The organism is Flavobacterium cryoconiti, assembly GCF_048158645.1.
Lineage (GTDB): Bacteria > Bacteroidota > Bacteroidia > Flavobacteriales > Flavobacteriaceae > Flavobacterium > Flavobacterium cryoconiti.
Map to the genome: position 1 here is coordinate 55,587 of NZ_JBLNKW010000014.1, position 16,357 is coordinate 71,943.

Here is a 16,357-nt window from a genome sequence, read left to right on the forward strand (position 1 = left end):
ATGTTTTTTATACATCCAAAATCTTTCTCCTTTCGGGAAAAAGTATAATAAATAGGATTATATGTAAAATGAATACCCCTAAGGGGTAGTTGTAGTTGTTGTAGCAGTAAATGTAACAGAAATTGCAACCCAGTTTTGAGTTGTTATCGAAGATTGATATGTTGATCTGTTGTTTACCATTTTGATTTCCCAAAAGTACAGTTTTTTATAAAAACCAAAACATTAAATTCAGTTTTTGCGAATATTTTAAAAATTCAATCGCATTTGGATTAAAAATAAATATTTTTCAATAAATATCCTTTTCGTTGATGCGATTCTTATAATTGTTGCGGTTTTATAACACTGTTGAGTTCTTGCGGCTCGCTTTTGATTAAACTTAAATTCTAAATTCATTCCAATTTGTATTCAATACGCTCTGAATTTCTTTAATTTTATGCCAATAAATCAGTTCATAGTATAAATCTAATCAGTATTCTAAACTAAGAATTTTAATATCCTTAAATATAGGATAATTTGCATGAAATCTATTATTTAGTTTTTTTTGGATATGAATTTTAAATTATTATTAAAAAATGTTGCTTTTTAATATTGATTTATTCAATTTTGGGCACTTAAATACAATTGGAATGGAAAACACACATTATATAAGCACTGAAGTACTTTCATTAGAGGTTTTAAACGAGATTATAGCGCATCATAAAACAATAGCATTATCTGATGAAGCAAAAGTAAATATCCAGAAATGCAGGGATTATTTGGATAAAAAAATGGCAACACATTCAGCGCCTATTTATGGAATCAATACTGGTTTTGGTTCACTTTGTAATGTGAAAATTTCGAATGAAAACTTATCAAAACTTCAGGAAAATCTGGTGAAATCCCATTCTTGCGGAACAGGTGAGGAAGTTCCGAATGAAGTTGTTAAATTGATGTTGTTGCTTAAAATTCAATCGTTGAGTTATGGTCATTCCGGAATTCAATTGCAAACGGTGGAGCGCTTGATTGCATTTTATAATAATGATATTTTACCTGTAATTTATACACAAGGTTCTCTTGGTGCTTCGGGTGATTTAGCTCCATTAGCGCATTTATCATTACCATTATTAGGTGAAGGCGATGTGAATTTTGAAGGTAAAAAAGTGCATTCCAGTGAAGTTTTGAAGCGTTTTAATTGGGAACCGATTGTTTTGCAATCCAAAGAAGGTTTGGCTTTATTAAACGGGACTCAATTCATGAGTGCTTATGGCGCACATATTTTGATGAAAGCGAATAAGTTTTCTTATTTGGCTGATTTGATAGGGACTATTTCTCTTGAAGGATTTGATGGCAGAATCGAACCTTTTCATGAATTGATTCATTTTATTAGACCTCACAAAGGACAAATTGTAACGGCTAATCGTATAAAAGGTTTCCTGGAAGGAAGCGAAATCATTGAGCAAGAAAAAACGCATGTTCAAGATCCATATTCTTTTAGATGTATGCCACAAGTTCACGGTGCTTCAAAAGATGCCTTTGATTATGTAAAAAAAGTGTTTAAAACGGAAATCAATTCGGTGACGGATAATCCTAATATATTTATCGAAAGTGACCAAATTATTTCCGGAGGTAATTTTCATGGACAACCATTGGCTTTGGCTTTGGATTTCATGGCTATCGCTTTGGCTGAATTAGGGAGTATTTCAGAACGTAGAACGTATCAATTGATATCAGGCTTGCGAAATCTTCCTGCATTTTTAGTGGATAACCCCGGTTTAAACTCCGGTTTGATGATTCCGCAATATACCGCTGCCAGTATTGCAAGCCAAAACAAGCAACTGGCAACGCCTTCCAGTATTGATAGTATCGTGTCCAGCAATGGACAAGAAGATCATGTAAGTATGGGGGCAAACGGCGCTACAAAAGCGTTGCGTGTTATGGATAATCTGGAACGAATTTTAGCAATAGAATTGATGAATGCCTCACAAGCCATAGAATATAGAAGACCATTGCAATCCAGTGATTTTATCGAAATGTTTTTAAATGCGTATCGTGAGGAAGTTCCTTTAGTAAAAGAAGACCGAATTTTACATTACGATATTGAAAAAACGGTTTCTTTTTTGAATAGTTTCCAAATTGAAGATGATTTGTTAACGATAGCTTAACATTATCTTAAAATAATGAGCTAATTTTGCAGTTCAAAAATCTAATAAAATGTCAATAAATAGTATTTTCCAGTTTTTAGTTCCAAAGGATAAAAAATTCTTTCCTCTTTTTGAAGAAGCATCCAGCAATTTAATTGAATTAGCTTCAAATTTACACGAAGCAGTGAACCTTCCTTTGAAAGAAAGAGAAGTTCTTTTTCAAAAAATTGATGCTTTGGAGCAAAAAGGAGAAGACATTACACGTCAGACAAATTTGGAATTGAGCAGAAACTTTATCACTCCTTTTGATAGAGAAGACATTCACTCTTTGATTACTTCAATTGATAATGTTGCTGATAATCTTCACGGTGCTGCCAGCAGAATGAGATTGTATCAGGTAGATAAGATTACAAAATCGATCAGAAAATTGACAGAAATAAATCTTGAAGCGTGTCAAAATATTGATGTAGCAGTAAAAGAATTGAGAAGTTTCAAAAAAATCAAGAATATTACGGATGCTTGCGCACGAATCAGCAAGTTGGAAAATAAATCGGATAATGTTTATAACAAAGCAGTATTCGAAATATTTGAAAATGAAACCGATGCAAAAAACATTATAAAATATAAAGAGGTCTTATCTGTTTTGGAATCAGCTACAGACAAATGTAAAAGTGTAGCAAGTGTTTTAGAATCTATTTCTGTAAAACATTCTTAATTCAATCAGTTTAGACTGAAATATATTTATGGAATTTACTCTACTTATAGTTATTATAGTTTTGGCTTTAATCTTTGATTACATCAATGGTTTTCATGATGCTGCCAATGCTATTGCTACAGTTGTGGCAACAAAAGTTTTGACTCCTTTTCAAGCGGTGCTTTGGGCTGCTTTCTTTAACTTTCTGGCCTATTGGGTTTTCGGTTTTGGAGTAGCAGATACTGTTGCAAAAACGGCGCATACCATGGAAATTAACCTAGTGGTTATTCTTGCTGGGGTCATAGCGGCAATTATCTGGAATTTATTGACTTGGTGGCAAGGAATTCCTTCCAGTTCATCTCATACTTTAATTGGAGGTTTTGCTGGAGCGGCGATTGCACATGCCATAGCAGTTCATGGTTTTTCAGGTTATATGGTAGATGGGACTACGCAACATTGGTACAATATAGTAAGCTGGTATAAAGCAGGAAAAGATGGCGGAATGCCTTCAGGAGTATTGATTATTATTGCTTTCATTGTATTGGCTCCATTATTAGGTGCTTTAATCTCTTATTTAATCTCTATTTGGCTTTTGAATGCTTCTAAAAAAAGTATTCTCCCAAAACTATTCACTTTGGCATTAATGGTTTTAACAATTTGGTTTGTAGAAAGTCAAATGTTATATTATGATGCTATTGAAAAACCTCGTTTTGATTCTCATTTTTGGAGTGTTGCTTTTGAAGCCCACAACATAAAATGGTTTTTGGTTGCCTTTATCGTTTTATCGGTTAGTTGTTTTTGTTTGGTGTTTAGTAGTTTAAACTTACATCAAGCTACTGCTTCATTAAAAAAAATGCAATTACTATCTTCTGCAGCTTTTAGTTTAGGACATGGAGGAAATGATTCTCAAAAAGTAATGGGTATTATTGCTGCGGCAGTTGCTGTTTACATACATACAAGCGGAGTTGCACAAGTAAGTTTACCAGACTGGTTACAGGTAATACTTCCAAATGATGATTTAAAAATAAAGGGCGTTATGCCGGCATGGATTCCTTTAGCCTGTTATTCTGCAATTGCAGCAGGAACCTTAAGTGGTGGTTGGAAAATTGTAAAAACAATGGGTTCTAAAATAACAAAAGTAACTTCTTTTGAAGGTGTTGCTGCTGAAACTGCAGGAGCTTTAACATTGTATTTTACAGAACATTTAAAAATTCCGGTAAGTACTACACACACTATTACAGGGTCTATAATTGGTGTTGGTTTAACGAAACGTATTTCAGCGGTTCGTTGGGGTGTGACAGTAAGTTTAGTTTGGGCTTGGGTGTTAACTATTCCTATTTCAGCTATTTTAGCGTCATTAGTTTACTACTTCCTTAGTTTGTTTTTATAATTCAGTTAAGATTAAGGTATATAAAAAAACCATTCGTAACTCGAATGGTTTTTTTATGCCTTTTCATTTTCAATTTTTTAAAATAAAAGATCCTGTATTTCTTCCGTTTTGTCAAATACGCTTTTTGCGAAAGGACATAAAGGCAAGATTTTAAGATTATTCAACCTTGCATATTGCACTGCTTCCATTACCAGTTTTTTGCCCACGCTTTGTCCTGCAAATTCATCATTTACTTCGGTATGGTCAATGATGAATTTATCGCTTCCAGCCCAAGTATAGGTCATTCTTCCTGCTTCTATTTCGTTGTCTGATGCTCTAAAATAGCCTTTTTTAATTTCGTTTATTTGTTCAATTATCATAATTTTTAATTTAATTCGGTTGTAATTTCGATAGGATTAGTTAATATTTGGTGCATTGGACATCTATCGGCAATGTTTAATAATCGTGCTCTTTGTGCATTGTCTAAATTTCCGAATAATTGAATGTTGCGCATCATTTTCGATTTATTTTCCGTTGCATCTTTTTCAAAAGTGACTTCAACTTTTATATCTGTTAAATCCCATCCTTTTCGGTTCGCATACATCCGTAAAGTGATACAGGTGCAAGCTGCTAATGAGGAAGCCAGTAATTCTTTTGGCGCAAAGCCTAAATCTTTTCCTCCTGCACTTTCAGGCTCGTCTGAAATAATCGTATTGCTAGCAGATTTTACTTCTGTTTTATACAGTTCTGTGCCAATGTGCGCTGTTATTTTAATCATAATTGCTATTTTTTATTTTGCTCCGGAAGTGGAACAAATTCACTTTCGCCCGGAACTTTATCAAAAGTTTGTGCCAACCATTTCTCTTTTGCCTTTTCAATCAGTTCTTTAGTTGAAGCGACAAAATTCCAATAAATAATCCGTTCTTCGGGAAAAGGTTCTCCTCCAAAAATATAAATAGTGGTGTTTTCTCCCATATCAAAGGTGCAGAGTTTGCTGTCTTTGGCAATCAAAATTTGCTTTGGCCCGAAAGTATTACCTTCACTTTCGATACTGCCTTCTAAAATGTATAAAGCGCTTTCGCCAAATAAGTCTTTGCCAATAGTTACCGTTTGACGACTAGTGCTTTTTAATTCCAAAAGATAAAGCGGACTGTAAACCGGAACGGATGATTTTTCACCAAGCACTTCTCCAGCTATAAGTTTGAAAGTAATGTTATCCGTTTTCCATTCTGGAATTTCATTTTCGGGTACGTGGAAAAAAGAAGGCTCCATTTCTTCCAATTCTTTTGGTAAAGCCACCCAAATTTGAAGTCCATGTAACATTTTATTAGAACTACGCAAATACTCAGGTGTTCGCTCCGAATGGACTATTCCTTTTCCAGCAGTCATCCAATTGATTTGTCCGGGCTTGATTTCCATTTCAGTTCCCAAGCTATCTTTGTGCATAATACTCCCTTCAAACAAATAAGTCAAAGTAGAAAGCCCAATATGTGGATGTGGCGGAACATCTAAATTTTCGTAATCGCTCATGCAGGTTGGTCCCATGTGATCGATGAATGCAAATGGTCCAACCATTCTTTTTTCTCGAAAGGGAAGCAATCGCCCAACCATAAAGTTTCCAATATTGCTTGGGCGTTCTTCTATTATTAATTTGATATTTGACATTTTTTATGTTTTAAACTATAAAAATAAGGAAATTATTCTTCCAAATAACCGAATTTTCCCATATTCACATCATTGAATGCTTGCATAATTTCGGCTTGGGTGTTCATCACAAACGGACCGTGTGCTGCAATTGGCTCATTGATAGGCTCACCACTTAAAATTAAAACGATTGCATTTTCAGTCGCTTTAATGGTAAATGTTTCACCGTCGTTTTGAAACAATGCAAAATGGTTGGCTGGGACATTTTCAGTATCATTAACTTTTATGCTTCCTTCAATTACTAATAAACCAGTGTTGTAATTTGATGGGAATTTGAAGGGTGCTTTTGCTCCTTTATTCAATTTGGCATTTAGTAAATGAACAGGAGTGAAAGTTGAAGCGGTACCTTTTACATTTTCATATTGACCCGCTATGACTTCAATAACACCTCCATTTTCAGGAAGTTCGAATTTGTTGATCTGGTCATTGGTAATTCCTTGGTATTTTGGTGTTGACATTTTATCCTTTGCAGGAAGGTTAACCCAAAGTTGTACCATTTGAAAATCACCACCATTTTTACTGAACTCTTCTTCGTGGTATTCTTTATGTAAAATTCCTGAAGCTGCAGTCATCCATTGTACATCACCTTCGCCAATGACACCACTATTTCCTGAACTGTCGTGATGCGCTACTTTTCCCTTATAGGCAACAGTAACGGTTTCAAAACCTCTATGTGGATGTACACTTACGCCTCTGGGTTGATCCGTTGGCGGAAAATAAAATTTAGAATTGTAATCCATCATAATAAACGGACTCATTCTTTTCATGTCTAAATTATGACCACTCGGAATAAAATTATGTACTCTAAATCCGTCACCTACCATGTGTGGTGTAGGTGGAGCCAATACTAATTCAATATTTTTTGTTTTCATTTCGCTATCTTATTTTAAATTATAGTACAAATTTACTATGGATTAAAACCAGATGCATTGATGTAGGATAAGAAATGAATTTGTAAAGAATTAATAGGGTTTGAAATTTCTTTTGGCTAATTCTTTGCGAACTCTACTTAGGGTTTCGGGTGTAATTCCTAAATACGAAGCAATCATCCATTGTGGAATGCGTAAAGTTAGACTTGGGTAAATAGTTATAAAATCTAAATACCGTTGTTCAGCTGTTGCTCCCAATAAGAGATTTACTCGTTTTTGAAGTTGCCGAATGTGATTGTGCAAAGCAATATTGTCCTGTTGTCGAAAAGAAATACTAATTTCGGCTGCGGCATCGATGAAATTTTTATCGATAAAAACAATTTCCGTTTCTTCAATAGCATCAATAAATAATTCGGAAGGTTCGTTAAAATAAGAACTGCTTCTGTCCGAAATAATCCAATTCTCCGGTGCAAATTGAATGATGTGTTCCTTGCCAGTTTCGTCAATGGTATAGGAACGCAATAATCCTTTAGAAACAAAAAAGGAGTGGTGACAAATGGCTCCTTGATGGAGTAGGATAGTACCTTTTTCTACTTTTTTGGATTGCAACGTCCCAGTAATCGAAAGGAATTGCTCGTCCGTCAGATTGGTTTTGGATTGAAAGTATGTTTTGAATGAATCAAGCATAATTATTTTCAGAATTTGCAGAAATACTCGTGTAAAAGTATTTTTGAGTTCATTTATAGCTAGTTTATTCCAGCTAAATTTTTATGAATACGTCTTCGTTTATAATGTGTTTGGCGAAGATTTTCTAAATCAGAAATAATACTGATATTTCCATCAATTTCAAGCATGGCTAGTTTTACGTCTTTAAAATATTCGATTCCATGTTCGCGCATAGCTTCTTTTAATTCATCAGAAGAAATGTTTAATTTGCTTAATGCTTTAAAATCCAGATTTCCATCGTGAATTAATATTTCTGGTTTTTCCTGCATAAAATCACTAAACTTCTGGTACTTAAACATCAATTTTTTCAAGATAAAATTAATAGTAAAAAGTACCGTTGCTGCAGCCATTCCTCCATAAAGGGACGTGTTGCTACCAACCATTGCGTTTTGAACGGAGTTACTAATTAATAATATTAAAATGACGTCTGCAGTATTGAGTTGCGATAATTCTTTCTTTCCAAAAAGTCTTAAAGCTACAACCATAAAAAAATAAACAGCGGCACTGCGAATGATGATATCAAGATATGGATTCATGCTTTTTTAAGTTTAAAGTTTATGATTGATTGACTAATTGAGATTTTTAGATAACGACAGATTGTTATTTCAGTTTGAAATTTTTCTCAATGGCTTTTATCATTTCCCCCGCGATGTCTTTATTGGTAGCTCCTTCGATTCCTTCCAATCCTGGAGATGAATTTACTTCTAATAATAATGGTCCTTTTGAAGAACGAATAATATCAACTCCGGCTACTTTTAAATCCATTGCTTTTGCGGCTTTTATCGCAATACGTTTTTCTTCACTTGTTACTTTTATGACTGAAGCTGTTCCTCCAAGATGGATGTTAGCCCTGAATTCGCCGGGCATTGCTTCCCGTTGAATAGCAGCGACTACTTTTCCGTCAATTACAAAACAACGAATGTCTTTACCGTTGGCTTCCTTGATAAATTCCTGAACTAATATATTGGCATTTAGGCTTTTGAAAGCGTTAATAACACTTTCAGCCGCTTTTTTGGTTTCGGCTAATACAACACCTTTTCCTTGTGTGCCTTCCAATAATTTTACAATTAGTGGTGAACCTCCAACCATTTTTATCAAATCGTCTGTATCTAAAGGTGAATTTGCAAATCCTGTTGTAGGTATGTCAATTCCACTATGTAAGAGTAATTGTAAGGAATATAATTTATCGCGTGATTGGGTAATTGCATTAGACGAATTTAAACAAAAGACATTCAAGGCTTCAAACTGTCTCGTTAAAGCACAGCCATAAAAGGTTATACTTGGACGAATTCTTGGAATAATAGCATCAAATTGATTTAATATTTTCCCTCCACGGTAATGAATTTCCGGTGTTTTTGCATCCAGCTTCATATAACATTCTTTGATATTCAAAAAATGCATTTCGTGACCGCGCATTTCACCCGCTTCCATAATACGTTTGTTGCTGTATAATTCTGGGTTACTGGCTAAAAGGCCAATGCGCAGACCTGAGCTGGCTTTTTCAGAATTTTTATATAGTTCTTTCAAGCTATCTGAGGTGGGTTGCCCTAAAAGATATTTCTGTTCCGGGTCTACAAGAACCCTTCCGCTCATGGCCTCCCGACCTAAAAGCATTCTAAAACCCATGGAATCTCGATTGGTCAATGTCATTTCTATTGGCCACATTGAATCGCCAATTTTTAAGTTGGTTTGGATAACATAGCGTTGTTCTCTAAATCCGCTGGAACTTTTTACAAAACGTTTGTCAACTAAAGGTGCTTCACAATGAATTACCGTTTTTAGATTATTTTGAATCGGATTGATGTCAAACTTTACCCAGTTTGCTTCATTCTTGATAAAAGGGGCAATGTTTATAGCGTGTAAAGCGGATGTTTTTGCACCTGAATCAACACGTGCTTTAATCGTTGGAATTCCTAATTCAGGAAATGAACACCATTCTTCGCTACCTAGGATAACTTTATTTTGAGACATAAATTGATTTTATTTAACCTATTTTTTAAAAACCAAATGTAAATATTTGTTTTCAAAAAATGTTCAATTTGTATAAAGAATAAACCCGTTATGTTATAAAAACGTAACGGGTTTATTTCGTGTAATTTTAAAAGAATTTATGGATTCGTTGGTTCGCCAGCTTTATGAACTTGTACAGTCAATTCTTGTGCTCCGTCTTCAATATCCATGAAAATTTCATCTCCGGAGGCAATTTTAGAAGTGATAATTTCTTCAGCAAGTGCATCTTCAACATATTTTTGGATAGCTCTTTTCAATGGTCTTGCGCCAAATTGTCTGTCAAATCCTTTATCAGCGATAAAAGCTTTGGCTTTATCAGAAAGGTTTAATTGATACCCTAATTCCGCAACACGAGCATATAATTTTTTCAATTCGATTTCGATAATCAAATCAATATCATGTTTTTCTAAAGCGTTGAACACAATTACATCATCAATTCTATTAAGGAATTCCGGTGCAAAAGTTTTTTTCAATGCGTTTTCAATGATGCTTTTCGAATTATCATCAGCCTGGGCTACTTTGGCAGCAGTACCAAAACCAACACCTTGACCGAAATCTTTTAATTGTCTTGCTCCAACATTGGAAGTCATGATAATTATAGTGTTTTTGAAGTCAATTTTTCGGCCCAAACTATCCGTTAAATACCCATCGTCCAGCACTTGTAATAACATATTGAAAACATCAGGATGCGCTTTTTCTATCTCATCCAATAAGACAACACAATATGGTTTTCTTCTTACTTTTTCTGTTAATTGTCCGCCTTCTTCGTAGCCTACGTATCCCGGAGGCGCACCAACCAAACGAGAGATTGCAAATTTTTCCATGTATTCACTCATGTCAATACGAATCAATGCATCTTCAGAATCGAATAATTCTTTTGCCAATACTTTTGCCAATTGTGTTTTACCAACACCAGTTTGTCCTAAGAAGATAAACGAACCAATTGGTCGATTTGGATCTTTTAATCCAGCACGATTTCTTTGGATGGAACGAGCAATTTTCATTACAGCTTCTTTTTGTCCAATAACCTTTCCTTCAATAAGTTCTGGTAGTTTAGCTAGTTTATTGCTTTCAGTTTGTGCAATACGATTTACTGGAATTCCAGTCATCATAGAAACTACATCGGCAACATTATCTTCGGTAACTTCAATTCGGTTATTTTTAGCGTCTTCTTCCCATTGTTCCTGAGCAATTGCCAAGTCTTTTTCAATCTTTTTTTCGTCATCACGAAGCTTTGCGGCCTCTTCGTATTTTTGTTTCTTAACAACGACATTTTTCAATTCGCGAACATCTTCTAATTGACGTTCCAAATCTAAAATTTGTTTTGGAACTTCAATATTGGTAATGTGTACTCTTGAACCAGCTTCGTCTAAGGCGTCAATAGCTTTGTCCGGTAAGAAACGTTCCGACATATATCTGTCCGTTAATTTCACACAAGCTTCAATTGCTTCTTGTGTATAAGTAACGTTGTGATGGTCTTCATATTTATTTTTGATATTATTCAAAATAGTAATCGTTTCCGCAACAGATGTTGGTTCCACAATTATTTTTTGAAAACGTCTTTCTAATGCGCCATCTTTCTCAATATATTGACGGTATTCGTCTAGAGTTGTTGCTCCAATACATTGAATTTCGCCTCTTGCTAATGCAGGTTTGAACATGTTAGATGCATCTAATGAACCTGTTGCTCCACCAGCTCCAACAATAGTATGAATTTCATCTATAAAAAGAATAATATCATCATTCTTTTCTAATTCGTTCATAACAGCTTTCATACGCTCTTCAAACTGTCCACGGTATTTTGTCCCAGCGACAAGGCTCGCCAAATCTAATGTTACAACGCGTTTGTTGAAAAGGATTCGTGATACTTTCTTTTGAATAATTCGCAAAGCTAATCCTTCGGCAATAGCTGATTTTCCCACTCCAGGTTCCCCTATAAGTAGTGGATTATTCTTTTTGCGACGGCTCAAAATTTGAGAAACACGTTCGATTTCTTTTTCACGTCCTACAACAGGATCTAACTTTCCTTCTTCGGCCATTTCAGTCAAATCTCTACCAAAATTATCCAAAACTGGAGTTTTAGATTTCTTATTTGATTTGTTGGCAGGATTGTTAAAAGCACCTTCTTTAAGACTGTCATCTTGTCCTGAATCGTCATTGTATGATTCGTTTCTTGGCAAGTTCTCTAAAAATTCTTCTTCGCTTGGAGTCATATTTAAATATTGTTCTTTAGCTACATCATAATCAATTTTAAGTTTATTTAGTAGCTTGGTTGTTGGATCGTTTTCATTTCTTAAAATACATAACAATAAATGTGCTGTACTAATGGACGAACTATGAAATACTTTTGCTTCAAGAAAAGTGGTTTTCAACGCTCGTTCTGCCTGGCGTGTCAAGTGTAAGTTTTTCTTTTCAACATTAACGTCTACGCTTGGACTTGCGGGGCTTAGGATTTCTACTTTCCGACGTAAGTGGTCTAAGTCGACAGATAGGTTATTCAGTATTTGAATTGCTTTTCCATTTCCATCTCTTAAAATACCCAGCATCAAGTGTTCAGTTCCTATAAAGTCATGACCCAATCGCAAAGCTTCTTCTTTGCTATAGGTAATAACATCTTTTACTCTTGGTGAAAAATTATCATCCATAATATATAATTGATATCGTAAATTTAGTGAATTAGTAATTGAAAAACAAAAATCATTCCCTTAACTACTACTGTCAGCTAATAGACAAAAATAATAATAATATTAAAGTTAAATTTCCCTTAATTTATCAACTAAAAGTGAAGATTAATTTGTTAATAAATCATTGAAATAAGTAAGTTAAAATAGGCTCAAAAATTTCAAAAAGCCGTATATTGGCACGTTTTGAAACTAATATAATTTTTTAATATAACAACTTATGTCTGAAGGAGAAAAGTTAATTCCTATTAACATTGAAGATGAAATGAAAACTGCTTACATCGATTATTCGATGTCTGTAATTGTATCCAGAGCGCTTCCAGATGTTAGAGATGGCTTGAAACCAGTACATCGAAGAGTATTATTTGGAATGCATGATTTAGGGGTTAACTCCAGATCTGCCCATAAAAAGTCCGCAAGAATTGTCGGGGAGGTTCTTGGAAAGTATCACCCACACGGTGATACCTCTGTTTATGATGCCATGGTTCGTATGGCACAAGAATGGAGTATGCGTTATTTATTGATTGATGGTCAGGGTAACTTTGGTTCTGTAGATGGCGATAGTCCTGCAGCAATGCGTTATACAGAGGCTAGAATGCGTAGGATTTCAGAAGAAATCTTGGCGGATATCGATAAAGAAACGGTTGATTTTAAATTAAATTTTGATGATACACTACAAGAGCCAACGGTTATGCCAACTCGTGTTCCTACCTTATTAATAAATGGGGCAACAGGAATTGCAGTCGGTATGGCTACCAATATGCCACCTCACAACTTAACGGAGGTGATCAATGGAACATTGGCTTACATGGATAATAACGATATTGAAGTTGACGAGTTGATGACGCATATCAAAGCCCCGGATTTTCCTACTGGTGGTATAATATATGGGTATGAAGGCGTTCGTGAAGCATTCAAAACGGGTAGAGGACGTATTGTAATGCGTGCTAAAGTAGGTTTTGAAGAAGTAGACGGAAGAGAATGTATTATCGTTACCGAAATTCCTTATCAAGTCAATAAAGCCGATATGATCAAACGTACGGCTGATTTGGTTAATGACAAAAAAATTGATGGAATTGCAAATATCCGAGATGAATCGGATAGAAACGGGATGCGTATCGTTTATATTTTAAAACGTGATGCGACACCAAATGTGGTTTTGAATACACTTTATAAGTTTACACAATTACAATCTTCGTTTAGTGTAAACAATATTGCAATTGTAAAAGGGCGTCCACAAATGTTGAATCTGAAAGATTTGATTCATTATTTTATCGAACACCGTCATGATGTGGTGACTCGTAGAACGCAATTTGAATTAAAAAAAGCGGAAGCAAGAGCACATATATTAGAAGGTTTGATTATCGCTTCAGATAATATTGATGAAGTAATTGCTTTAATAAAAGCTTCAAAAAGTACCGAAGAAGCAAGAGAGAAATTAATCGAAAGATTCAATTTATCAGATATTCAATCTCGTGCAATTGTAGAAATGCGTTTGCGTCAATTAACAGGTCTGGAACAAGATAAGTTAAGAACAGAATACGATGAAATTATGAAGTTAATCGAGCATTTGAAAGCTTTATTAGCAGATGTAAACTTGAGAATTGCTTTGATAAAAGAAGAATTGACTGAAATTCGTGATAAATATGGAGATGAGCGTCGTTCTATAATTGAATATTCAGGTGGTGATGTAAGTATTGAGGATTTAATTGCGGATGAAAATGTGGTAATTACAATTTCTCATGCAGGTTATATTAAACGTACCAATCTTACGGAATACAAAACTCAGAATAGAGGAGGAGTTGGTCAAAAAAGTGCTGGAACTAGAGATCAAGATTTCTTAGAGCACATGTTTGTGGCAACGAATCACCAATATATGATGTTCTTTACCCAAAAAGGAAAATGTTTCTGGATGCGTGTTTATGAAATACCAGAAGGAAGTAAAACGGCTAAAGGTAGAGCAATCCAAAACTTGGTAAATATTGAAAGTGATGATAAAGTAAAAGCATTCATCTGTACACAAGATTTAAAAGATAAAGAGTATATCAACAGCCATAACCTTATTATGGTGACTAAAAAAGGTCAGGTTAAGAAAACGTCTTTAGAAAAATATTCTAAACCAAGGGTAAATGGAGTTGCTGCAATTACTATTAAGGAAGGCGATGAATTATTAGAAGCAAAATTAACCAATGGAGAAAGTCAAATTATTTTGGCGGTGAAATCTGGTAAATTAGTTCGTTTTGAAGAAACTAAAACCCGTCCAATGGGAAGAACTGCTTCTGGAGTTCGTGGAATCACTCTTAAAGATGATACTGATGAAGTTATTGGCATGGTTACTGTAAATGATATGAGTAGCGAAATTCTGGTTGTTGCTGAAAATGGATACGGAAAACGTTCAAGTCTTGATGAATACAGAATTACAAACCGAGGTGGTAAAGGAGTTAAAACCTTAAATATTACCGAGAAAACAGGTAAACTGATTTCGATAAATGCAGTTACAGATGCTGATGATTTAATGATTATCAACAAATCTGGATTAACCATCAGAATGGCTGTCGAAGATTTAAGAGTTATGGGACGTGCTACGCAAGGAGTGAAGTTGATTAACATTAAAGGAAACGATTCTATCGCAGCAGTTACAAAAGTAATGAAAGATGATGTGGCTGAAGTGGTTGTTGATGAAGAAGGTAATGTCATTGAAACTGAAACAATTGAAAGAGTTAAGCCAGTTTTAGAAGTACTTGAAGACGAAGGAACAGAGGAAGACGATGATGAGGATGAGTCTGAAGAAGACGAAGATTCTGAAGATGATGCCGAAGACGAAGATTCTGATGATGAAGCTTAAAAATAAGAATGTAAAAAAGAATAATTATTAAACAAAAACCAAGAATATTATGAAAAGTAAATATGTAATACTTGCATCAGCATTATTGATATCAGTAGCTACTTTTGCTCAAAAAGATCAAATTAAAGCTGCCGAAAAAGCATTGAAAGGCGGAAATTCTCAAGAAGCTGCAACAATTTTGCAAGGAGCTGAATCTTTAATTGCTAATGCTACAGATGCCGAAAAAGCACAATTTTTCTTTGTAAAAGGAAATGCTTTGTTAGACTTAGCAAATAAGAATGTTGATATCGATACGAATCTTTCTCTTGCTGCAAAAGCATATCAAGATTTAATTGCTGTTGAGCAAGCTTCTGGAAAAGTTAAATATTCTACTCAAGCTGCTACGTCAATTACACAGATAAAATTCAAGTTAATTAATAGTGCAATTGCAGATTCTAAAATTGATAAGCATTCTAGCAGTGCTAAAAAATTATATGATGCTTATTTGTTAGATAAAAAGGATACTATTAATTTGTATTATGCTGCTTCTACTTATGTTAATGCTAAAGAATATGATCCGGCACTTAAGTTGTATGATGAGTTGAAAAACTTGAACTATTCAGGAAAAGGAACAAGTTATTTTGCAGTGAATAAATTAACTAGCGAAGAAGACGTTTTTGCAACTGCTCAAGAAAGAGATAGAATGGTGAAACTAGGGACTCATGATAAACCAAGAACAGAGGTGATTCCTTCAAAAAGAGGAGAGATATATAAAAATATGGCTTTGATTTTAGTAGAAAAAGGTAAAACTGAAGAAGCTAAAAAAGCAATTGCTGAAGCTAGAGTTGCAAATCCTGAGGATACTTCGTTGATTTTGACTGAAGCTAACTTGTATTTGGAAACTAAAGATTTTGATACTTATAAAAAATTAATTTCAGAAGTTTTAGAAAAAAATCCTAATGATGCTGATTTGGTTTTTAATTTAGGTGTAATTAGTGCAAATGCTAAAAATACTGTTGAAGCTGAGAAATATTATAAAAGAGCGATTGAAATAAAACCGGATTATGTAAATGCATATCTTAATTTAGCTATCATGAAGCTAGATGCTGACAAAAAACTTTTTGATGAAATGAGCAAATTAGGAAATTCAGAAAAAGATAATAAACGTTATTTAGTTCTTAAAAAGCAAAGAGAAGCTGTGTTTACAGATGCTTTGCCTTATTTAGAAAAAGCTAGTGAATTAGATCCTAAAAATGCAGAAGTTAAAGCTACTTTATTAGGGGTTTATGGAGCATTAGAAATGACAGAAAAGAAAAAAGCATTGAAAGCTAAGATGTAATACTTTTTTAAATAGATTAAA

13 protein-coding genes are annotated in these 16,357 nt (G+C 34.3%); 5 read left to right on the forward strand and 8 right to left on the reverse strand.

The window, feature by feature from the left end:
* Window positions 1–626 precede the first annotated feature (626 nt).
* The 3 genes from hutH to ACM55H_RS17035 are packed head-to-tail and all read left to right on the forward strand — an operon-like array spanning window position 627 to window position 4,204.
* Window positions 627–2,141 (forward strand): histidine ammonia-lyase, encoded by a 1,515-nt coding sequence (gene hutH / locus ACM55H_RS17025; protein WP_416837650.1) that lies wholly within the window; start codon window positions 627–629, stop codon window positions 2,139–2,141.
* Between the two features lie 49 nt (window positions 2,142–2,190).
* Window positions 2,191–2,835, forward strand: a complete 645-nt coding sequence (locus tag ACM55H_RS17030) for a DUF47 domain-containing protein (RefSeq protein ID WP_039109817.1) — start codon at window positions 2,191–2,193, stop codon at window positions 2,833–2,835.
* A gap of 28 nt (window positions 2,836–2,863) precedes the next feature.
* On the forward strand, window positions 2,864–4,204 hold the full coding sequence (locus tag ACM55H_RS17035) for an inorganic phosphate transporter (RefSeq protein ID WP_416837651.1): 1,341 nt from the start codon (window positions 2,864–2,866) through the stop codon (window positions 4,202–4,204).
* A 77-nt stretch (window positions 4,205–4,281) separates the two neighbouring features.
* On the opposite strand, the gene ACM55H_RS17040 is transcribed toward ACM55H_RS17035, so the two are convergent.
* The 8 genes from ACM55H_RS17040 to ACM55H_RS17075 all read right to left on the reverse strand — a co-directional run bounded on the left by ACM55H_RS17040 (window position 4,282) and on the right by ACM55H_RS17075 (window position 12,137).
* Window positions 4,282–4,563 (reverse strand): GNAT family N-acetyltransferase, encoded by a 282-nt coding sequence (locus ACM55H_RS17040; RefSeq protein WP_416837652.1) that lies wholly within the window; start codon window positions 4,561–4,563, stop codon window positions 4,282–4,284.
* Window positions 4,564–4,568: 5 nt separating this feature from the next.
* On the reverse strand, window positions 4,569–4,961 hold the full coding sequence (locus ACM55H_RS17045; RefSeq protein ID WP_416837653.1) for an OsmC family protein: 393 nt from the start codon (window positions 4,959–4,961) through the stop codon (window positions 4,569–4,571).
* Window positions 4,962–4,966: 5 nt separating this feature from the next.
* Complete coding sequence (locus ACM55H_RS17050; RefSeq protein WP_416837654.1) at window positions 4,967–5,848, reverse strand: pirin family protein; 882 nt, start codon at window positions 5,846–5,848, stop codon at window positions 4,967–4,969.
* Window positions 5,849–5,880: 32 nt separating this feature from the next.
* Window positions 5,881–6,759 carry a pirin family protein gene (locus tag ACM55H_RS17055; RefSeq protein ID WP_416837655.1) on the reverse strand — a complete coding sequence of 293 codons (879 nt, stop codon included), beginning with the start codon at window positions 6,757–6,759 and terminating at the stop codon, window positions 5,881–5,883.
* Between the two features lie 90 nt (window positions 6,760–6,849).
* Window positions 6,850–7,446: a Crp/Fnr family transcriptional regulator gene (locus tag ACM55H_RS17060; protein WP_416837671.1), complete on the reverse strand. Its 597-nt coding sequence runs from the start codon at window positions 7,444–7,446 to the stop codon at window positions 6,850–6,852.
* Between the two features lie 56 nt (window positions 7,447–7,502).
* On the reverse strand, window positions 7,503–8,018 hold the full coding sequence (locus ACM55H_RS17065) for a DUF421 domain-containing protein (RefSeq protein WP_416837656.1): 516 nt from the start codon (window positions 8,016–8,018) through the stop codon (window positions 7,503–7,505).
* A 64-nt stretch (window positions 8,019–8,082) separates the two neighbouring features.
* Entirely contained in the window at window positions 8,083–9,453 is a 1,371-nt protein-coding gene (gene rimK, locus ACM55H_RS17070; RefSeq protein WP_416837657.1) for a 30S ribosomal protein S6--L-glutamate ligase, read from the reverse strand.
* A gap of 137 nt (window positions 9,454–9,590) precedes the next feature.
* On the reverse strand, window positions 9,591–12,137 hold the full coding sequence (locus tag ACM55H_RS17075) for an ATP-dependent Clp protease ATP-binding subunit (protein ID WP_416837658.1): 2,547 nt from the start codon (window positions 12,135–12,137) through the stop codon (window positions 9,591–9,593).
* Window positions 12,138–12,393: 256 nt separating this feature from the next.
* Here ACM55H_RS17075 and gyrA point away from each other — a divergent pair, with 256 nt between their 5' ends.
* Window positions 12,394–15,018 (forward strand): DNA gyrase subunit A, encoded by a 2,625-nt coding sequence (gene gyrA, locus ACM55H_RS17080; protein ID WP_416837659.1) that lies wholly within the window; start codon window positions 12,394–12,396, stop codon window positions 15,016–15,018.
* A 49-nt stretch (window positions 15,019–15,067) separates the two neighbouring features.
* Window positions 15,068–16,336 (forward strand): tetratricopeptide repeat protein, encoded by a 1,269-nt coding sequence (locus ACM55H_RS17085; RefSeq protein ID WP_416837660.1) that lies wholly within the window; start codon window positions 15,068–15,070, stop codon window positions 16,334–16,336.
* The last annotated feature ends 21 nt before the right edge of the window (window positions 16,337–16,357 follow it).